Source organism: Vibrio sp. STUT-A11, assembly GCF_026000435.1.
In the GTDB taxonomy this organism is placed as follows: Bacteria; Pseudomonadota; Gammaproteobacteria; order Enterobacterales; family Vibrionaceae; genus Vibrio.
The window spans coordinates 522,037-537,514 of record NZ_AP026763.1; the positions used below are offsets into that span (position 1 = coordinate 522,037).

Sequence of the window (15,478 nt, forward strand, 5' to 3'; positions counted from 1 at the left end):
TGAATCAATTTAAGGTGAGTGGTTATGCTGCTCGCCTTTTTGTTTATAGGAAGAGTTTGTTTAAGGGACTCTTTGTATTGAGGAAAAACATATGAGTCATCCAATTGAGCAGTTAGAACAAATCATGGCGCAATTGCGTGATCCGGAGGGTGGGTGCCCTTGGGATTTGAAGCAGAGCTTCGATACCATCGTGCCGCATACGATAGAAGAAACCTATGAAGTTGTGGATGCGATTCAAAATCGAGACTGGTCAAATTTAAAAGAAGAGCTGGGTGATTTGCTGTTTCAGGTTATTTTTTATAGCCAACTGGCAAAAGAGCAGGATCTGTTTGATTTTTCAGACGTGGTTGAAACCGTGAATGAAAAACTGACCCGTCGTCATCCGCATGTTTTTTCCGATGCTGAGTTTGAATCCGATGCTGAAATTAATGCAAATTGGGAAGCGGAAAAGGCGAAAGAAAAAGCACAAGTAGGCAAACAAGAAGAAAGTATTCTAGACTCAATACCAAACTCTTTGCCTGCACTTTCGCGTGCTACAAAGATTCAGAAAAAATGCGCTAAATTTGGATTTGACTGGGACTCGCTTGGGCCTGTTGTGGAAAAGGTTCAGGAAGAAATTGATGAGGTAATGGAAGAAGCGATTCAAGTGGACCCAGACGAAGAGAAAGTAGAACTCGAACTGGGTGATTTGCTTTTTGCGACGGTGAACTTAGCCCGTCACCTTGGTAAAGACCCTGAAGTGGCTTTAGGTAAAGCGAATCTAAAGTTTGCGCGACGCTTTAAGAAAGTAGAGATGAAGGTGGCTCAATCCGGAAGGGGATTAAAAGATTGCTCGTTGATTGAGCTCGATAAATTCTGGGATGAAGTGAAAAAAGAAGAGTAGAGTGGGCGTCAAGTGACAGGACGCGGTTTTGAGACCAGTTTGACGAAGAAGATAAATATGCGCTCGTCTTCTCTTTGTTCACTTTGATTTGAAGCAAAAAATAAAAAATTGCGGTGTGATAGATTTCACGTTGTGGCGGTAAGGAGCTTCTGGTATATTTATCTCCCGTCCAGAAGCACTCCATTTCCCTCATTCAACCAATTTCAGGTTAAACATGACGACAAATTACATTTTTGTTACTGGCGGGGTTGTATCCTCTCTAGGTAAAGGTATTGCAGCAGCATCTCTTGCGGCTATTCTAGAAGCTCGTGGTCTTAAAGTGACTATGATGAAGCTTGACCCTTACATCAACGTTGACCCAGGCACTATGAGCCCGATTCAACACGGTGAAGTGTTCGTCACGGAAGATGGCGCTGAAACTGACCTTGACCTTGGCCACTATGAGCGTTTTATTCGCACTAAGATGACCAAGCGTAACAATTTCACAGCAGGTCGTGTTTATGCCGACGTACTTCGTAAAGAACGTCGCGGTGACTACTTAGGCGCAACAATTCAGGTTATCCCTCATATCACTAACGCAATCAAAGACCGCGTGATCGCTGGCTCTGAAGGTCACGATGTGGCTATCGTTGAAGTTGGCGGTACTGTTGGTGATATCGAATCGCTACCGTTTATGGAAGCGATCCGTCAGTTGGCGATCGAAGTTGGTCGTGAAAATGCTATGTTCATGCACTTGACGCTTGTTCCTTACCTAGCAGCCGCTGGCGAAGTAAAAACTAAGCCAACTCAGCACTCTGTAAAAGAGTTGCTATCTATCGGTATCCAGCCAGATATTCTAGTTTGTCGTAGCGATCGCATGATCCCAGCAAACGAGCGTAAGAAAATTGCACTTTTCTGTAACGTTCCTGAGAAAGCGGTAATTTCAATGAAGGATGTGGATTCTATCTACAAGATCCCTCAATTGATTAAATCGCAAGGTCTAGATGATCTTGTGTGTGCTCGTTTTGGTATTGACGCTCCTGAAGCTAACCTTTCTGAGTGGGAACAGGTTATTTACGAAGAAGCAAACCCAACTGGTGACGTCACTATTGGTATGGTAGGTAAATACATCGAACTACCAGATGCTTACAAATCAGTAAACGAAGCGCTTAAACACGCAGGCTTGAAAAACCGTCTAAACGTAACCATCAAATACGTAGATTCGCAAGACATTGAAACCAAAGGTGTAGAGCTATTAGAAGGCCTAGACGCAATCTTGGTTCCTGGTGGTTTCGGCGACCGTGGTGTGGAAGGAAAAATCCGTGCAGCTCAATACGCACGTGAGAACAAGGTTCCTTACCTAGGTATTTGTCTTGGTATGCAAGTTGCCCTAATCGAATACGCGCGTAACGTGGCGGGTATGGAAGGTGCACATTCAACAGAATTTAACAAAGAAACCAAGTACCCTGTGGTAGGTTTGATCACAGAGTGGGTAGACGAAGCCGGTAACGTGGAAGAGCGTACTGAAAAGTCTGACCTCGGTGGTACTATGCGTCTTGGTTCGCAGCTTTGTCACCTACAGAAAGGGACAAAAGCTTACGAGCTATACGGTAGCGCGACGATCCATGAGCGTCACCGTCACCGTTACGAAGTAAACAACAATCTTCGTCCGCAAATCGAGAAAGCTGGCCTGAAAGTTTCTGGTCTGTCTGCGGACAAGAAACTAGTGGAAATGGTTGAGAACCCAGCACACCCATGGTTTGTCGCGGCTCAGTTCCATCCAGAATTTACATCGACGCCTCGCGATGGACATCCATTGTTTGCAGGCTTCGTTAAAGCCGCGGGTCAATTCTCACGCGGCGAGTTCGAGAAGTAAGTAAAGGGATGCGGGCAGCGGCGAAGGTTGTGCTGCTGCCCTTTAAAATTGACATTTATATTTGAAACGAGAGGAAACATTAATGTCTAAGATCGTTAAAGTTCTAGGTCGTGAAATCATCGACTCACGTGGTAACCCAACAGTAGAAGCTGAAGTACACCTAGAAGGCGGTTTCGTAGGTATGGCAGCAGCTCCATCTGGTGCATCTACTGGTTCTCGCGAAGCTCTTGAGCTACGTGACGGTGACAAAGCACGTTTCCTAGGTAAAGGTGTTCTTAAAGCAGTTGAAGCTGTAAACGGCGCAATCGCTGAAGCTCTAGTTGGTAAAGATGCTAAAGACCAAGCTGCAATCGACGCAGTAATGATCGAACTAGATGGTACTGAAAACAAATCTAAATTCGGTGCTAACGCTATCCTAGCTGTTTCTCTAGCAAACGCTAAAGCTGCTGCAGCAGCTAAAGGCATGCCTCTATACGAGCACATTGCTGAACTAAACGGCACTCCAGGTCAATTCTCTATGCCTCTACCAATGATGAACATCATCAACGGTGGTGAGCACGCAGACAACAACGTTGACATCCAAGAGTTCATGATCCAACCAGTTGGCGCTAAAACTCTAAAAGAAGGTCTACGTATCGGTGCTGAAGTATTCCACAACCTAGCTAAAGTTCTTAAGTCTAAAGGCTACAGCACTGCAGTTGGTGACGAAGGTGGTTTCGCTCCTAACCTTAAGTCTAACGCTGAAGCTCTAGAAGTTATCGCAGAAGCTGTTGCAGCTGCTGGTTACGAACTAGGTAAAGACGTTACTCTAGCTATGGACTGTGCTGCATCTGAGTTCTTCGACAAAGAAGCTGGCATCTACAACATGAAAGGCGAAGGTAAAACTTTCTCTTCTGAAGAGTTCAACCACTACCTAGCTGAGCTAGCTAACCAATTCCCAATCGTTTCTATCGAAGATGGTCTAGATGAGTCAGATTGGGATGGCTTCAAGCACCAAACTGAACTACTAGGTGACAAGCTTCAACTAGTAGGTGACGATCTATTCGTTACTAACACTAAGATCCTTGCTGAAGGTATCGAGAAAGGCGTAGCTAACTCTATCCTTATCAAGTTCAACCAAATCGGTTCTCTAACTGAGACTCTAGCTGCAATCAAGATGGCTAAAGACGCAGGTTACACAGCAGTAATCTCTCACCGTTCTGGCGAAACTGAAGATGCAACTATCGCTGACCTAGCGGTAGGTACTGCTGCAGGTCAAATCAAGACTGGTTCTATGAGCCGTTCTGACCGTGTTGCTAAGTACAACCAACTTATCCGTATCGAGGAAGCTCTAGGTGAGCGCGCTCCTTTCAACGGTCTTAAAGAAGTTAAAGGTCAAGCTTAATTCTTATTGAATTAGTTTAGCTAAATAGCTTTTTGAAACCCTCGCTACGGCGGGGGTTTTTGTTTATTGGGGTATGTTTAAAAGCAGAGGCTTAAGAGCAATGAGCCGTTCTGACCGTGTTGCTGCTATACCTAAAAGAAAGCAACCAACTTATCCGTATCGAGGAAGCGCTAGGTGAGCGCGCTCCCCCTTTTTTCACAAGAAAGCGGTCTTAAAGAAGTTAAAGATCAAGCTTAATTCTTATTGAATTAGTTTAGCTAAATAGCTTTTTGAAACCCTCGCTACGGCGGGGGTTTTTGTTTATTGGGGTATGTTTAAAAGCAGAGGCTTAAGAGCAATGAGCCGTTCTGACCGTGTTGCTGCTATACCTAAAAGAAAGCAACCAACTTATCCGTATCGAGGAAGCGCTAGGTGAGCGCGCTCCCCCTTTTTTCACAAGAAAGCGGTCTTAAAGAAGTTAAAGATCAAGCTTAATTCTTAAATGAATAAAGTTTAGCTTTAAAGCTTTCTAAAAACGCTCCACTTCGGAGGGGTGTTTTTTTATCTGAAGAATCTTTATGTGAACACGATTCCAAAAGCTTTTCTTTACACTCTTTCATGTGAGGAGTCTGTGAGTCTTCCTTTCTGCCCTAGAGGCAGCACCGCATTTATGCTATATATAGCATCTTATCTAATTCCTTCCGGTACAGAATGTTAGCAACGATATGCGAATCTTTGTTATAGCCCTTACGTTACTGTTTGGCTTACTTCAATACACGCTTTGGTTCGGTAAGAACGGGGTGTCTGATTACTATGCAGTAGAAGATGAAATCGAAGTACAGCAGCAAGTAAACAGCAAGCTACAAGCTCGCAATAATGAAATGTTTGCTGAAATTGATGACCTAAGACAAGGGATTGATGCCATTGAAGAAAGAGCACGCCATGAACTTGGCTTAGTCAGAGATGGTGAAACTTTCTACCGAATTGTTGGTGAGGAAAACCAGTAAGATGTTGGATACTGTCCCGTCTCATATTGCTATTGTGCCCGCTGCCGGTGTCGGTAGTCGAATGAAAGCCGATCGTCCCAAACAGTATTTGTTGATTGATGGAAAGGCGGTGTTAGAGCATACCGTAGAGAAGCTTCTCTCCCATCCTAACATCGCGAAAGTCGTGGTGGCGGTGACCGAAGGTGACCCTTATTATCCAGAGTTATCCATAGCCCGTCATCCAGATGTGATTCGAGTAGCCGGCGGTAAAGAAAGAGCCGACTCGGTACTTTCAGGGCTAAACTATGTAAGTGCTCATCTTGTCAGTGAGTGGGTGCTGGTTCACGACGCTGCAAGACCGTGCGTTACGTTATCTGACATAGACCGTTTGATTAATGCGTGTGTTGAGCATCCCACGGGGGGCATTCTAGCGTCACCTGTGAGAGATACGATGAAACGTGCCAACTCAGTACAAAACATTGATCATACTGTCGACAGAGAAGCATTGTGGCATGCATTAACCCCACAAATGTTTAAAACTCAGCCCCTAAAAAATGCTCTGAGCGACGCTTTACAGCAAGGCATCGCCATTACTGATGAAGCCTCCGCTTTAGAGTGGAGGGGCGAAGCGCCCGCTTTAGTCCAGGGCAATGCGAGCAATATAAAAATTACTCAACCAGAAGATCTCGCATTAGCTGAGTTTTATTTAAGCCGTGAGCGCGGCGAGTAAGTAAGGATAGAAAATGATTCGAATTGGTCACGGTTTTGACGTACACAAATTTGGTGGTGAAGGCCCAGTTATTATCGGCGGTGTCTCTGTACCTTATGAACAAGGGCTTATCGCGCACTCAGATGGCGATGTGGCCTTACATGCGTTGAGCGATGCGTTGCTTGGTGCAATCGCAGCTGGTGATATTGGCCGTCACTTTCCTGATACTGATGACAAGTGGAAAGGCGCTGACAGTCGCGAGTTGCTGAAAGATGTTTACCGCCGGGTAAAAGAACAAGGGTATCGATTAGGTAATGCAGACATTACCATCATGGCTCAAGCGCCTAAAATGGCACCACATATTGAAGCCATGTGCGAAGCCATTGCTCAGGATCTTGAAACGGATATCGGTAATATCAACGTCAAAGCAACCACAACCGAACGACTGGGTTTTACCGGACGTAAAGAAGGTATCGCTACAGAAGCCGTCGTGCTTTTGTTTAAGCAACAATAATTAACTTGTTCCCTAATGCTGCAAGAGCAGTGGAATTGAATCATGTCAGACATTTTATCTTCATTGGCTTATCTTACGGGTAAGCCAGTCGCATCTGCGAAAATCAAAGCGCAACCAGAACACTTTCAGGTTAGCGAAGATCTCGGCTTTGCCTTTACTGGCGAGGGCGAGCATTTGATGGTGCGTATTCGTAAAACGGGTGAAAACACCAGCTTTGTTGCTAACGAGTTAGCGAAAGCGTGTGGTGTGAAATCTAAGGATGTGAGCTGGGCTGGCTTAAAAGACCGCCATGCGGTGACAGAGCAATGGCTGAGCGTTCATTTACCAAAAGGTGACACACCAGACTTTTCCGCGTTCTTAGCGCAATACCCAAATATTGAAATTCTGGCAACCGATCGTCACAACAAAAAGTTACGTCCGGGTGATTTGGTTGGCAATGGATTTGTCGTCACTTTGTCTGAAGTGACAGACATCGCGGATGTAGAGCGTCGTCTTGAAAAAATAAAACAAGTTGGTGTACCGAACTACTTTGGTGCTCAGCGCTTTGGCAACGATGGGAATAACCTGGAAGAAGCGCGTCGTTGGGGACGTGAAAACGTACGTACGCGTAATCAAAATAAGCGCAGTATGTACCTGTCTGCTGCGCGATCATGGATTTTTAACCGCATCGTCTCTACGCGTTTAGAACAGGATCTATTCGATAAGTTTATCGATGGTGATATCGCACAGACTTCAACAGGTAACGTCACGGTGGATGCGAGCAACATCGCAGATATGCAGGCTCAGTTTATCGACGGAGACGCGGCTATCACTGCTGCACTTGCCGGTGATAATGCATTGCCGACCCAAGCCGATGCTTTGGCATTAGAGCAACCGTTCTTGGATGAAGAGCCTGACTTAATGGCACTTATTCGTGGTAACCGAATGCGTCATGATCGCCGTAATATTGCATTAAAGCCGCAAGATCTTGCCTGGAGTGTTGACGGTAACAATATTACCCTGACTTTCTCATTAGATGCAGGCTCGTTTGCTACATCCATTGTTCGTGAGTTAGTCAACGAGGTAAAGGTAGAAAGAGAATACTAATGGAACAAGATTCACCAAACGCTAAGTCATTGCGAATTCTGATTAGCAATGACGACGGTGTTTATGCTCAGGGAATTCATGCTCTTGCAGATGAATTGAGAGACATAGCCGAAGTGACAATTGTTGCGCCAGACCGAAACCGTTCTGGTGCTTCAAACTCGCTGACCTTAGAACAACCACTTCGCGTAACCCAGATTGCACCAAACACTTATTCTGTTCAGGGAACACCGACGGATTGTGTTCATTTTGCTTTAAATGAGTTAATGAAAGATGACCTGCCAGACCTTGTTCTGACTGGTATTAATCATGGGGCAAATTTAGGTGATGACGTCCTGTATTCCGGGACTGTCGCTGCCGCAATGGAAGGGCACTTTCTCGGTGTTCAGTCTGTTGCATTTTCATTGGTTGGAAAGCGCCATTTTGAGTCTGCAGCAAAAATTGCTCGTAAGCTCGTACAACAACATCTCGCTATGCCAATTCCAACCAACCGCTTGTTGAACGTTAATGTCCCTGATCTTCCTTTGGAACAACTGGGCGAAATTGAAGTCACCCGTTTAGGTGCACGTCATCACGCAGAGAACATGATAAAGCAGAAAGATCCAAGAGGGCATGATATTTACTGGTTAGGGCCTCCTGGTAAAGAGCAAGATGCCGGTGAGGGCACTGACTTTTATGCAATTGAGCGCGGTCGGGTTTCTATTACCCCGTTGCAAGTTGATCTTACGGCTCATGAGTCACTGCGCGCTATGGATAGTTGGTTGAAGGAAGAGAAGTAATGAGTAACCCACATGCTGACCGGTTGATTGAATATCTCATCGCCAGTGGCATTAAAGATCAACGTGTTCTGGATGCGATTCATCACTTGCCGAGAGAACGGTTTGTCTCTCAAGCGATGATGCACCAAGCCTACGACAACAATGCGTTACCGATTGGTCAGGGACAAACGATTTCTCAGCCTTACATTGTTGCACGTATGACGGAGTTATTAGAGCTCGAGCCTTCCAGTAATGTATTGGAAATTGGCACTGGCTCTGGATATCAAACTGCGGTATTGGCTCAACTTGTTGAACGTGTTTACTCTGTTGAACGCATTAAGTCCTTACAGTGGGAAGCCAAGCGTCGCCTCAAGCAACTTGATATCTACAATATCTCGACTAAACATGGAGATGGGTGGCTTGGTTGGGAAGCGAAAGGTCCATTTGATGCCATTCTTGTCACTGCTGCTGCTGAAGTCATTCCCCAAGCACTTTTAGCGCAGTTGAAAGACGGCGGTAGGATGGTTATCCCTGTCGGTGAAACGGAACAACAACTATTGAAGATTGAACGTCAAGGAGCAGAGTATCTTTCTACCGTGGTGGAGATGGTTCGGTTCGTTCCTTTAGTGGCGGGTGATTTAGCGTAAGGGTTAAGGATAGGTGAGTAAGTTACTACGTCGTACTGGTATTAGCTTTATGTTGGTTGCGGGACTCTTCGGTTGCGCGGCCCACTCACCTGCGCCTGTTTCTAGCCTAAAAAAAGATTACTCAAACGTTGAACGGGGGAGCTATAGAGGGAGTTACTATGAAGTAAAAAAAGGAGATACACTTTATTTCATAGCATACGTCACGGATAAAGATGTAAATGATCTTGTTCGTTACAATGAGCTGTCCCAGCCTTATACTATTTACCCTGGCCAACGCCTAAAACTTTGGGCTCCGAAATATATTGCTCCTAAATATGGGCAAAAAGTGGAACCCGTTGTGGCACCTATAGTTACGAAGACTCCGGCTCCAGTGACTAAAATATCGACAGTATCTAAACCCGACACTTCAAGTAAAAGCTCTACCCCAAAAGTGCAGCCGACTAGTCCTAAAGTGGTGCAAAAACAGCCGCCGAAGAAGGTTGAACAATCCAAAACAAAGGAGTATGTTGGTTCAAAAGATAACCAAAATGTGAAGAAAAATCCGTCTACAACGACTGCTAAAAATGCCAACGTATCGAAGTGGTTGTGGCCAACAAAAGGGAGAGTAATCAAGAACTTTTCGGCGGGAGAACAGGGAAATAAAGGTATTGATATCGCAGGACAGCGTGGTCAGCCTATCGTTTCAACCGCAGCCGGCACTGTTGTTTATTCAGGCAATGCACTACGAGGTTATGGCAACCTAATTATAGTGAAGCATAATGACAATTATCTCAGCGCATATGCCCATAATGACAAGCTGCTGGTATCCGAAGGACAAAGTGTCAACAGTGGACAAAAAATCGCAACCATGGGTAGTTCTGGTTCGAAATCCGTCAAACTGCACTTTGAAATTCGCTACCAAGGTAAATCAGTGAATCCAAAACGCTATTTACCGTAAAACTTTGAAAAACAACTTGCGAAACCATTTAGCGACATAATGAGTTGTCATGTCTTGCTAACTCGCCAGGGGGAGGCGTTATGAGTATCAGCAACACAGTAACCAAAGTTGAAGAGTTTGAATTTGACGATGAGTCAGTGAAGACCGTTGCCAGTCAACTCGGAAAATCATCATCCACAGAAAGCAAAGCTGCTCCGCGTGAAGAATTTGATGCGAGCAACAAAAGCTTAGATGCAACCCAATTGTATTTAGGTGAAATTGGCTTCTCACCTCTACTCACCGCGGAAGAAGAAGTGCTGTATGCCCGACGTGCATTACGTGGCGATGAAGCTGCCCGTAAGCGCATGATCGAAAGTAACTTGCGCTTGGTGGTAAAAATTTCTCGCCGTTACAGCAACCGTGGTCTGGCGCTTCTGGATCTTATCGAGGAAGGTAACCTAGGCTTGATCCGCGCCGTTGAGAAGTTCGATCCTGAACGCGGTTTTCGATTCTCTACTTATGCGACATGGTGGATTCGACAAACGATCGAACGTGCGTTGATGAACCAAACCCGTACTATTCGTTTACCGATTCACGTTGTGAAAGAGCTGAACATTTATCTACGCACCGCAAGGGAACTTTCTCAGAAGCTCGATCACGAACCAACTGCCGAAGAGATTGCAGCGCAACTCGATATTCCAGTTGAAGATGTCAGCAAAATGCTTCGCCTGAATGAGCGTATAAGTTCTGTTGACACGCCAATCGGTGGTGATGGTGAAAAAGCACTACTCGATATCATTCCTGATGGAAATAACTCAGATCCGGAAGTTTCGACACAAGATGACGATATCAAGTCATCTCTGATTCATTGGCTTGAAGAGCTGAACCCGAAACAGAAAGAAGTGCTGGCTCGTCGTTTTGGTTTATTAGGTTATGAACCTTCAACGCTGGAAGAAGTAGGGCGTGAAATTGGACTCACTCGTGAACGCGTTCGCCAGATCCAAGTGGAAGGTCTACGTCGTCTACGCGAAGTATTGATTAAACAAGGTCTGACTATGGAAAACTTGTTTAACGTCGAAGATGATTAGTCGATATCATCTATAAATCAAAAAGATATGTGTAAGATGCCGTTCGTTTAATAGCGAACGGCATTTTTATCTTTCCACCTTATTGGACAGCAAATTAATTATCCTGCCATCCTGAACCATAATGAAGGCGTATGATTCAGGATCGACACTCAGAGTGCTTTATAGCAGACCTAATCCCTAATACTTCTCAACACTCTGATATGAGATTCCTAGTCTCGCTAAAGCTCGCTGGAATGACGATAGCGAGTGAGAACAGCAAAAGGTCATTAGCATAGTGGTTTATCGTATAGATATTTAAAGCATTTTTTTCAAACGATACAGCTCTTCAAGTGCCTGACGAGGTGTCATTTCATCGGGGTCGATGTTTGACAAGGCTTGCTCCACTTCACTTGGCTCAGGAATAAGGCTGAGCTGATTCGCCACATCGACCGCTCCCGGGCGAGGGGAGTCGTTACCATGACTTAACTGTTCAAGTTGAGATAACTTCGCGCGCGCATTTTTGATTACTGTTTTTGGGACACCAGCTAAACCAGCAACCGCAAGACCGTATGATTTGCTGGCTGCACCTTCTTGAACTGCGTGCATAAACGCAATGCTGTCTCCATGCTCGACCGCGTCTAAGTGGACGTTTGCCAGATTTGGCAACTGACTTGGTAGTTCAGTCAGCTCAAAGTAGTGGGTGGCAAACAGTGTCATCGCGCCGATTTGTGTTGCCAGCCACTCTGCACTTGCCCATGCCAAAGACAGACCATCATAAGTACTGGTGCCTCGACCAATCTCATCCATCAGGACTAAGCTGTTTTTCGTTGCGTTGTGCAGAATATTGGCGGTTTCCGTCATCTCAACCATGAACGTAGAACGTCCGGAAGCTAAGTCGTCAGAAGCGCCAATACGAGTGAAGATGCGGTCTAACGAACCAATCTGAGCCGATTCTGCGGGAACGTACGAACCGATGTGAGCCATCAGCGCGATCAATGCAGTTTGGCGCATGTATGTCGACTTACCACCCATGTTCGGACCCGTAATGATCAGCATCTTACGCTGTGGGTTTAGCTCTATTGGGTTGGCGATAAATGGGTCACTGGTGACTTGCTCTACAACAGGGTGGCGACCTGATTGGATCTGGATTCCCGGTTCTTTTACTAACGTTGGGCGGCAGTAATCGAGTGAATCAGCACGTTCTGCCAGGTTTTGCAGAACGTCCAACTGAGAAATCGCTGAAGCCAGATTTTGTAGCTTTTCAAGATTCGGCATCAAAAGATCAAACAGTCCTTCCCAAAGCTGCTTTTCTAACGCGAGTGCTTTTGACTTAGAGTTAAGCACTTTGTCTTCGTGTTCTTTCAGCTCAGGAATGATGTAGCGTTCTGCGTTTTTAAGGGTTTGGCGACGCACATAGTGTGGCGGTACCAAATGGCTTTGACCACGGCTAACCTGAATGTAGAAGCCATGCACATTGTTGTAACCCACTTTTAGCGTATCAATGCCATGACGCTCACGTTCGTCCGATTCGAGTTTTTCTAAGTATTCTGTTGCGCCATCAGCGAGTTTACGCCACTCATCCAGATCTTCATTATATCCCTCTGCAATAACGCCACCGTCGCGAATCACAACAGGCGGGTTTTCTTTGATTGCACGTTCGAGTAATTCGCACACATCATCGATTGGTGCTGCAAACTGAGCCAGCTTCACTAGGTATGGATGAGTCAGTGAGGTGGTAGTGGCTTCCAGCTCAGGCAGTTGCTGCATAGCATGACGCAGACGAGCCATATCACGTGGACGTGCTGAGCGTAACGCCAGACGCGCCAAAATACGCTCAATATCTCCAATCTGTTTTAAAGTTGGCTGAAGATCGGCAAACACGCCTTGATCTTTTATTTCACCAATTGCATCAAGACGGTTATTTAGTGTATCGACACAACGCATTGGCTGATGGAGCCAACGCTTGAGCATGCGGCTACCCATAGGGGTGGCACAGTGATCGAGAACTGCGGCCAACGTATTGTCTGTTGCGCCTGCAAGGTTTTGAGTAATTTCGAGATTACGACGAGTGGCGGCATCCAGAATGACAGAGTGATCCTGACGATCAAAAGTCAAAGAACGAATGTGTGGTAGCGCGGTACGCTGGGTGTCTTTTACATACTGGATCAAACAACCTGCGGCACATAATCCGAGTGAGGCGTGTTCTACGCCAAAACCAACTAAGTCTTTAGTACCAAACTGTTGGTTGAGCTGTTGCTTGGCGGTATCGAGTTCAAATTCCCATACCGGACGACGACGATTACCGTTGCGGCTCGACATCAAATGGACGGGTTCAAAATCTTCAGGAAACAGTAACTCACGTGGTGCGGTGCGTTGCAGTTCAGCCGCCATTGCCTCTTCGGTTTCTGGTTCCGTTAATTGAAAACGGCCTGAAGTGACATCCAGCGTCGCGTAACCAAACTTCCCGTTATGGTGATAAATCGCCGCAATCAAGTTATCGAGGCGCTCAGAGAGAAGAGCTTCGTCAGTGACGGTACCCGGAGTAACAATGCGTACGACTTTACGTTCTACTGGACCTTTACTGGTCGCGGGATCACCGATCTGTTCACAGATTGCGACAGACTCACCAAGCTGAACAAGTTTGGCCAAATAGCCTTCTACGGCATGAAATGGCACACCCGCCATAGGAATAGGCTCTCCTGCCGATGAACCACGCTTAGTCAATGAGATATCAAGCAGTTGAGAGGCTCGCTTAGCATCATCATAGAAGAGCTCGTAGAAATCGCCCATGCGGTAAAACAGCAAAATATCAGGGTTCTCAGCCTTTAGCTTGAGGTATTGCTGCATCATCGGAGTGTGTTTTTGTTCAGCTTTCACAGGTAAGTTCTTTTGTTTATTTCCGGAGCGGCTTAGGATACGTGAATCCCTATCAAGTAAAAAGAGACAAAGGGCATTTTGGCTATGGAAAGAACAACAAAATTAAGCGCAGATTTAGGTGTGTTACTTGGGCAGCACGGACATGTGATGACGACCGCGGAATCCTGTACCGGAGGCGGTGTGGCTGCCGCCATTACTGATATTGCAGGCAGCTCGGCTTGGTTGGATCGTGCCTTTGTGACTTACAGCAATGAAGCGAAAATGGAAATGCTGGGTGTTAATGCAAAGACACTGGATGAGTACGGTGCAGTCAGTGAGCCAGTTGTGATTGAAATGGTTCAGGGGGCGCTTGAGCATTCGAATGCAACAATAGGCGTCTCGATCAGTGGCATTGCCGGACCTGGTGGTGGCAGTGAAGAAAAACCGGTCGGGACGGTCTGTTTTGCATTCGCAGACAATCAACACTGGCTGTTGGTTGAAACCATGCATTTTAACGGTGACCGGGCAGCTGTTCGTGAACAAGCCGTGTTTCATGCACTGACTCGAATCTATCAGCATTTGGATGAGAAAATTTAAAAATACCTTAGCCCAGACGTGATAAGCTCTGCGGCAAAGTTATACGTAGATCAGCTAAAGTTTTTTCTATACAGGTATAGACACTGTATGAATCAACAGTATAATAACTTTCATTGCTGAGCGATTAACTGCTCAAGAAAAGTTTAATGACTATTCGTCGCCCAAAAAGATGAATAAATCGGAGAAAGTAATGGACGAGAACAAACAGAAAGCGCTCGCCGCTGCGCTAGGTCAAATTGAAAAACAATTCGGTAAAGGCTCTATCATGCGCCTTGGCGATAACCGCGCAATGGATGTAGAAACCATCTCAACGGGTTCTCTTTCTCTTGATATTGCTTTGGGTGCTGGTGGCTTACCAATGGGTCGTATTGTTGAAGTATACGGTCCAGAGTCTTCAGGTAAAACAACGCTGACGTTGGAATTGATTGCAGCAGCACAGCGTGAAGGCAAAACTTGTGCGTTTATCGATGCGGAACACGCTCTGGATCCTGTATACGCGAAAAAACTTGGCGTAGATATCGATGCGCTATTGGTTTCTCAGCCTGATACGGGTGAGCAAGCGCTGGAAATTTGTGACGCATTAGCGCGCTCTGGTGCTATCGACGTAATGGTTGTCGATTCAGTTGCTGCACTAACGCCAAAAGCGGAAATCGAAGGCGAAATGGGCGACAGCCACATGGGTCTTCAAGCGCGTATGCTATCTCAGGCGATGCGTAAGCTAACAGGTAACCTGAAGCAGTCAAACTGTATGTGTATCTTCATCAACCAAATCCGTATGAAGATTGGTGTGATGTTTGGGAACCCAGAAACCACCACTGGCGGTAACGCACTTAAATTCTATGCATCGGTTCGTCTTGATATCCGTCGTACTGGCGCAATCAAAGAAGGCGACGAAGTTGTGGGTAACGAAACTCGCATCAAAGTGGTTAAGAACAAGATTGCGGCTCCATTTAAAGAAGCAAATACACAGATTATGTACGGCCGAGGCTTTAACCGTGAAGGTGAGCTAGTGGATTTGGGTGTGAAGCACAAACTGGTTGAGAAAGCGGGCGCTTGGTACAGCTACAATGGCGACAAGATCGGTCAGGGTAAAGCAAACGCTTGTAATTACCTGCGTGAGCATACAGAAGTTGCTCAGACTATCGACAAGACACTGCGTGAGATGCTTTTAGCTCCGGCAGTAGCTGAGCCAGAAGGCGGTGAAGTGCCAGAGCAGAAAGAAGAAGAGTTTTAAATTCTACTCT

14 protein-coding genes are annotated in these 15,478 nt (G+C 45.9%); 13 read left to right on the forward strand and 1 reads right to left on the reverse strand.

The window, feature by feature from the left end:
• The first annotated feature begins 91 nt into the window (after positions 1-91).
• The 11 genes from mazG to rpoS all read left to right on the forward strand — a co-directional run bounded on the left by mazG (position 92) and on the right by rpoS (position 10,802).
• Positions 92-883, forward strand: coding sequence for a nucleoside triphosphate pyrophosphohydrolase (mazG, locus tag OO774_RS02515; protein ID WP_264904313.1), 792 nt, complete (start codon positions 92-94; stop codon positions 881-883).
• A 214-nt stretch (positions 884-1,097) separates the two neighbouring features.
• Positions 1,098-2,738 carry a CTP synthase gene (locus OO774_RS02520; RefSeq protein WP_264904315.1) on the forward strand — a complete coding sequence of 547 codons (1,641 nt, stop codon included), beginning with the start codon at positions 1,098-1,100 and terminating at the stop codon, positions 2,736-2,738.
• A gap of 82 nt (positions 2,739-2,820) precedes the next feature.
• Complete coding sequence (gene eno, locus OO774_RS02525) at positions 2,821-4,122, forward strand: phosphopyruvate hydratase (protein WP_182032042.1); 1,302 nt, start codon at positions 2,821-2,823, stop codon at positions 4,120-4,122.
• A 704-nt stretch (positions 4,123-4,826) separates the two neighbouring features.
• Complete coding sequence (gene ftsB / locus OO774_RS02530; protein WP_014232984.1) at positions 4,827-5,108, forward strand: cell division protein FtsB; 282 nt, start codon at positions 4,827-4,829, stop codon at positions 5,106-5,108.
• Between the two features lies 1 nt (position 5,109).
• Positions 5,110-5,817, forward strand: coding sequence for a 2-C-methyl-D-erythritol 4-phosphate cytidylyltransferase (gene ispD / locus OO774_RS02535; protein WP_264904319.1), 708 nt, complete (start codon positions 5,110-5,112; stop codon positions 5,815-5,817).
• A 13-nt stretch (positions 5,818-5,830) separates the two neighbouring features.
• Positions 5,831-6,310 carry a 2-C-methyl-D-erythritol 2,4-cyclodiphosphate synthase gene (gene ispF / locus OO774_RS02540; RefSeq protein WP_264904320.1) on the forward strand — a complete coding sequence of 160 codons (480 nt, stop codon included), beginning with the start codon at positions 5,831-5,833 and terminating at the stop codon, positions 6,308-6,310.
• A 42-nt stretch (positions 6,311-6,352) separates the two neighbouring features.
• Entirely contained in the window at positions 6,353-7,396 is a 1,044-nt protein-coding gene (gene truD, locus OO774_RS02545; protein ID WP_264904321.1) for a tRNA pseudouridine(13) synthase TruD, read from the forward strand.
• A gap of 29 nt (positions 7,397-7,425) precedes the next feature.
• Entirely contained in the window at positions 7,426-8,172 is a 747-nt protein-coding gene (gene surE / locus OO774_RS02550) for a 5'/3'-nucleotidase SurE (RefSeq protein WP_264906047.1), read from the forward strand.
• Complete coding sequence (locus tag OO774_RS02555; protein ID WP_264904324.1) at positions 8,172-8,798, forward strand: protein-L-isoaspartate(D-aspartate) O-methyltransferase; 627 nt, start codon at positions 8,172-8,174, stop codon at positions 8,796-8,798. The genes surE and OO774_RS02555 overlap by 1 nt, the downstream gene beginning before the upstream one ends.
• Before the next feature lie 13 nt (positions 8,799-8,811).
• Positions 8,812-9,735: a peptidoglycan DD-metalloendopeptidase family protein gene (locus OO774_RS02560; RefSeq protein ID WP_264904326.1), complete on the forward strand. Its 924-nt coding sequence runs from the start codon at positions 8,812-8,814 to the stop codon at positions 9,733-9,735.
• A gap of 80 nt (positions 9,736-9,815) precedes the next feature.
• Positions 9,816-10,802: an RNA polymerase sigma factor RpoS gene (rpoS, locus tag OO774_RS02565; RefSeq protein ID WP_264904328.1), complete on the forward strand. Its 987-nt coding sequence runs from the start codon at positions 9,816-9,818 to the stop codon at positions 10,800-10,802.
• A gap of 294 nt (positions 10,803-11,096) precedes the next feature.
• Here the strand turns inward: rpoS and mutS are convergent, their stop codons facing one another.
• A complete protein-coding gene (mutS, locus tag OO774_RS02570) occupies positions 11,097-13,658 on the reverse strand; it encodes a DNA mismatch repair protein MutS (protein WP_264904329.1) in 2,562 nt (853 codons plus the stop codon).
• Between the two features lie 84 nt (positions 13,659-13,742).
• Between mutS and pncC the strand changes: the two genes are divergently transcribed.
• Positions 13,743-14,234, forward strand: a complete 492-nt coding sequence (pncC, locus tag OO774_RS02575) for a nicotinamide-nucleotide amidase (protein ID WP_264904330.1) — start codon at positions 13,743-13,745, stop codon at positions 14,232-14,234.
• A gap of 190 nt (positions 14,235-14,424) precedes the next feature.
• Entirely contained in the window at positions 14,425-15,468 is a 1,044-nt protein-coding gene (recA, locus tag OO774_RS02580; protein WP_264904332.1) for a recombinase RecA, read from the forward strand.
• Positions 15,469-15,478: the final 10 nt, after the last annotated feature.

Coding starts and splice junctions, on each gene's coding strand:
- mazG (WP_264904313.1), top strand. CDS start 92: ATGAGTCATCCAATTGAGCAGTTAGAACAAATCATGGCGCAATTGCGT.
- OO774_RS02520 (WP_264904315.1), top strand. CDS start 1,098: ATGACGACAAATTACATTTTTGTTACTGGCGGGGTTGTATCCTCTCTA.
- eno (WP_182032042.1), top strand. CDS start 2,821: ATGTCTAAGATCGTTAAAGTTCTAGGTCGTGAAATCATCGACTCACGT.
- ftsB (WP_014232984.1), top strand. CDS start 4,827: ATGCGAATCTTTGTTATAGCCCTTACGTTACTGTTTGGCTTACTTCAA.
- ispD (WP_264904319.1), top strand. CDS start 5,110: ATGTTGGATACTGTCCCGTCTCATATTGCTATTGTGCCCGCTGCCGGT.
- ispF (WP_264904320.1), top strand. CDS start 5,831: ATGATTCGAATTGGTCACGGTTTTGACGTACACAAATTTGGTGGTGAA.
- truD (WP_264904321.1), top strand. CDS start 6,353: ATGTCAGACATTTTATCTTCATTGGCTTATCTTACGGGTAAGCCAGTC.
- OO774_RS02555 (WP_264904324.1), top strand. CDS start 8,172: ATGAGTAACCCACATGCTGACCGGTTGATTGAATATCTCATCGCCAGT.
- rpoS (WP_264904328.1), top strand. CDS start 9,816: ATGAGTATCAGCAACACAGTAACCAAAGTTGAAGAGTTTGAATTTGAC.
- pncC (WP_264904330.1), top strand. CDS start 13,743: ATGGAAAGAACAACAAAATTAAGCGCAGATTTAGGTGTGTTACTTGGG.
- recA (WP_264904332.1), top strand. CDS start 14,425: ATGGACGAGAACAAACAGAAAGCGCTCGCCGCTGCGCTAGGTCAAATT.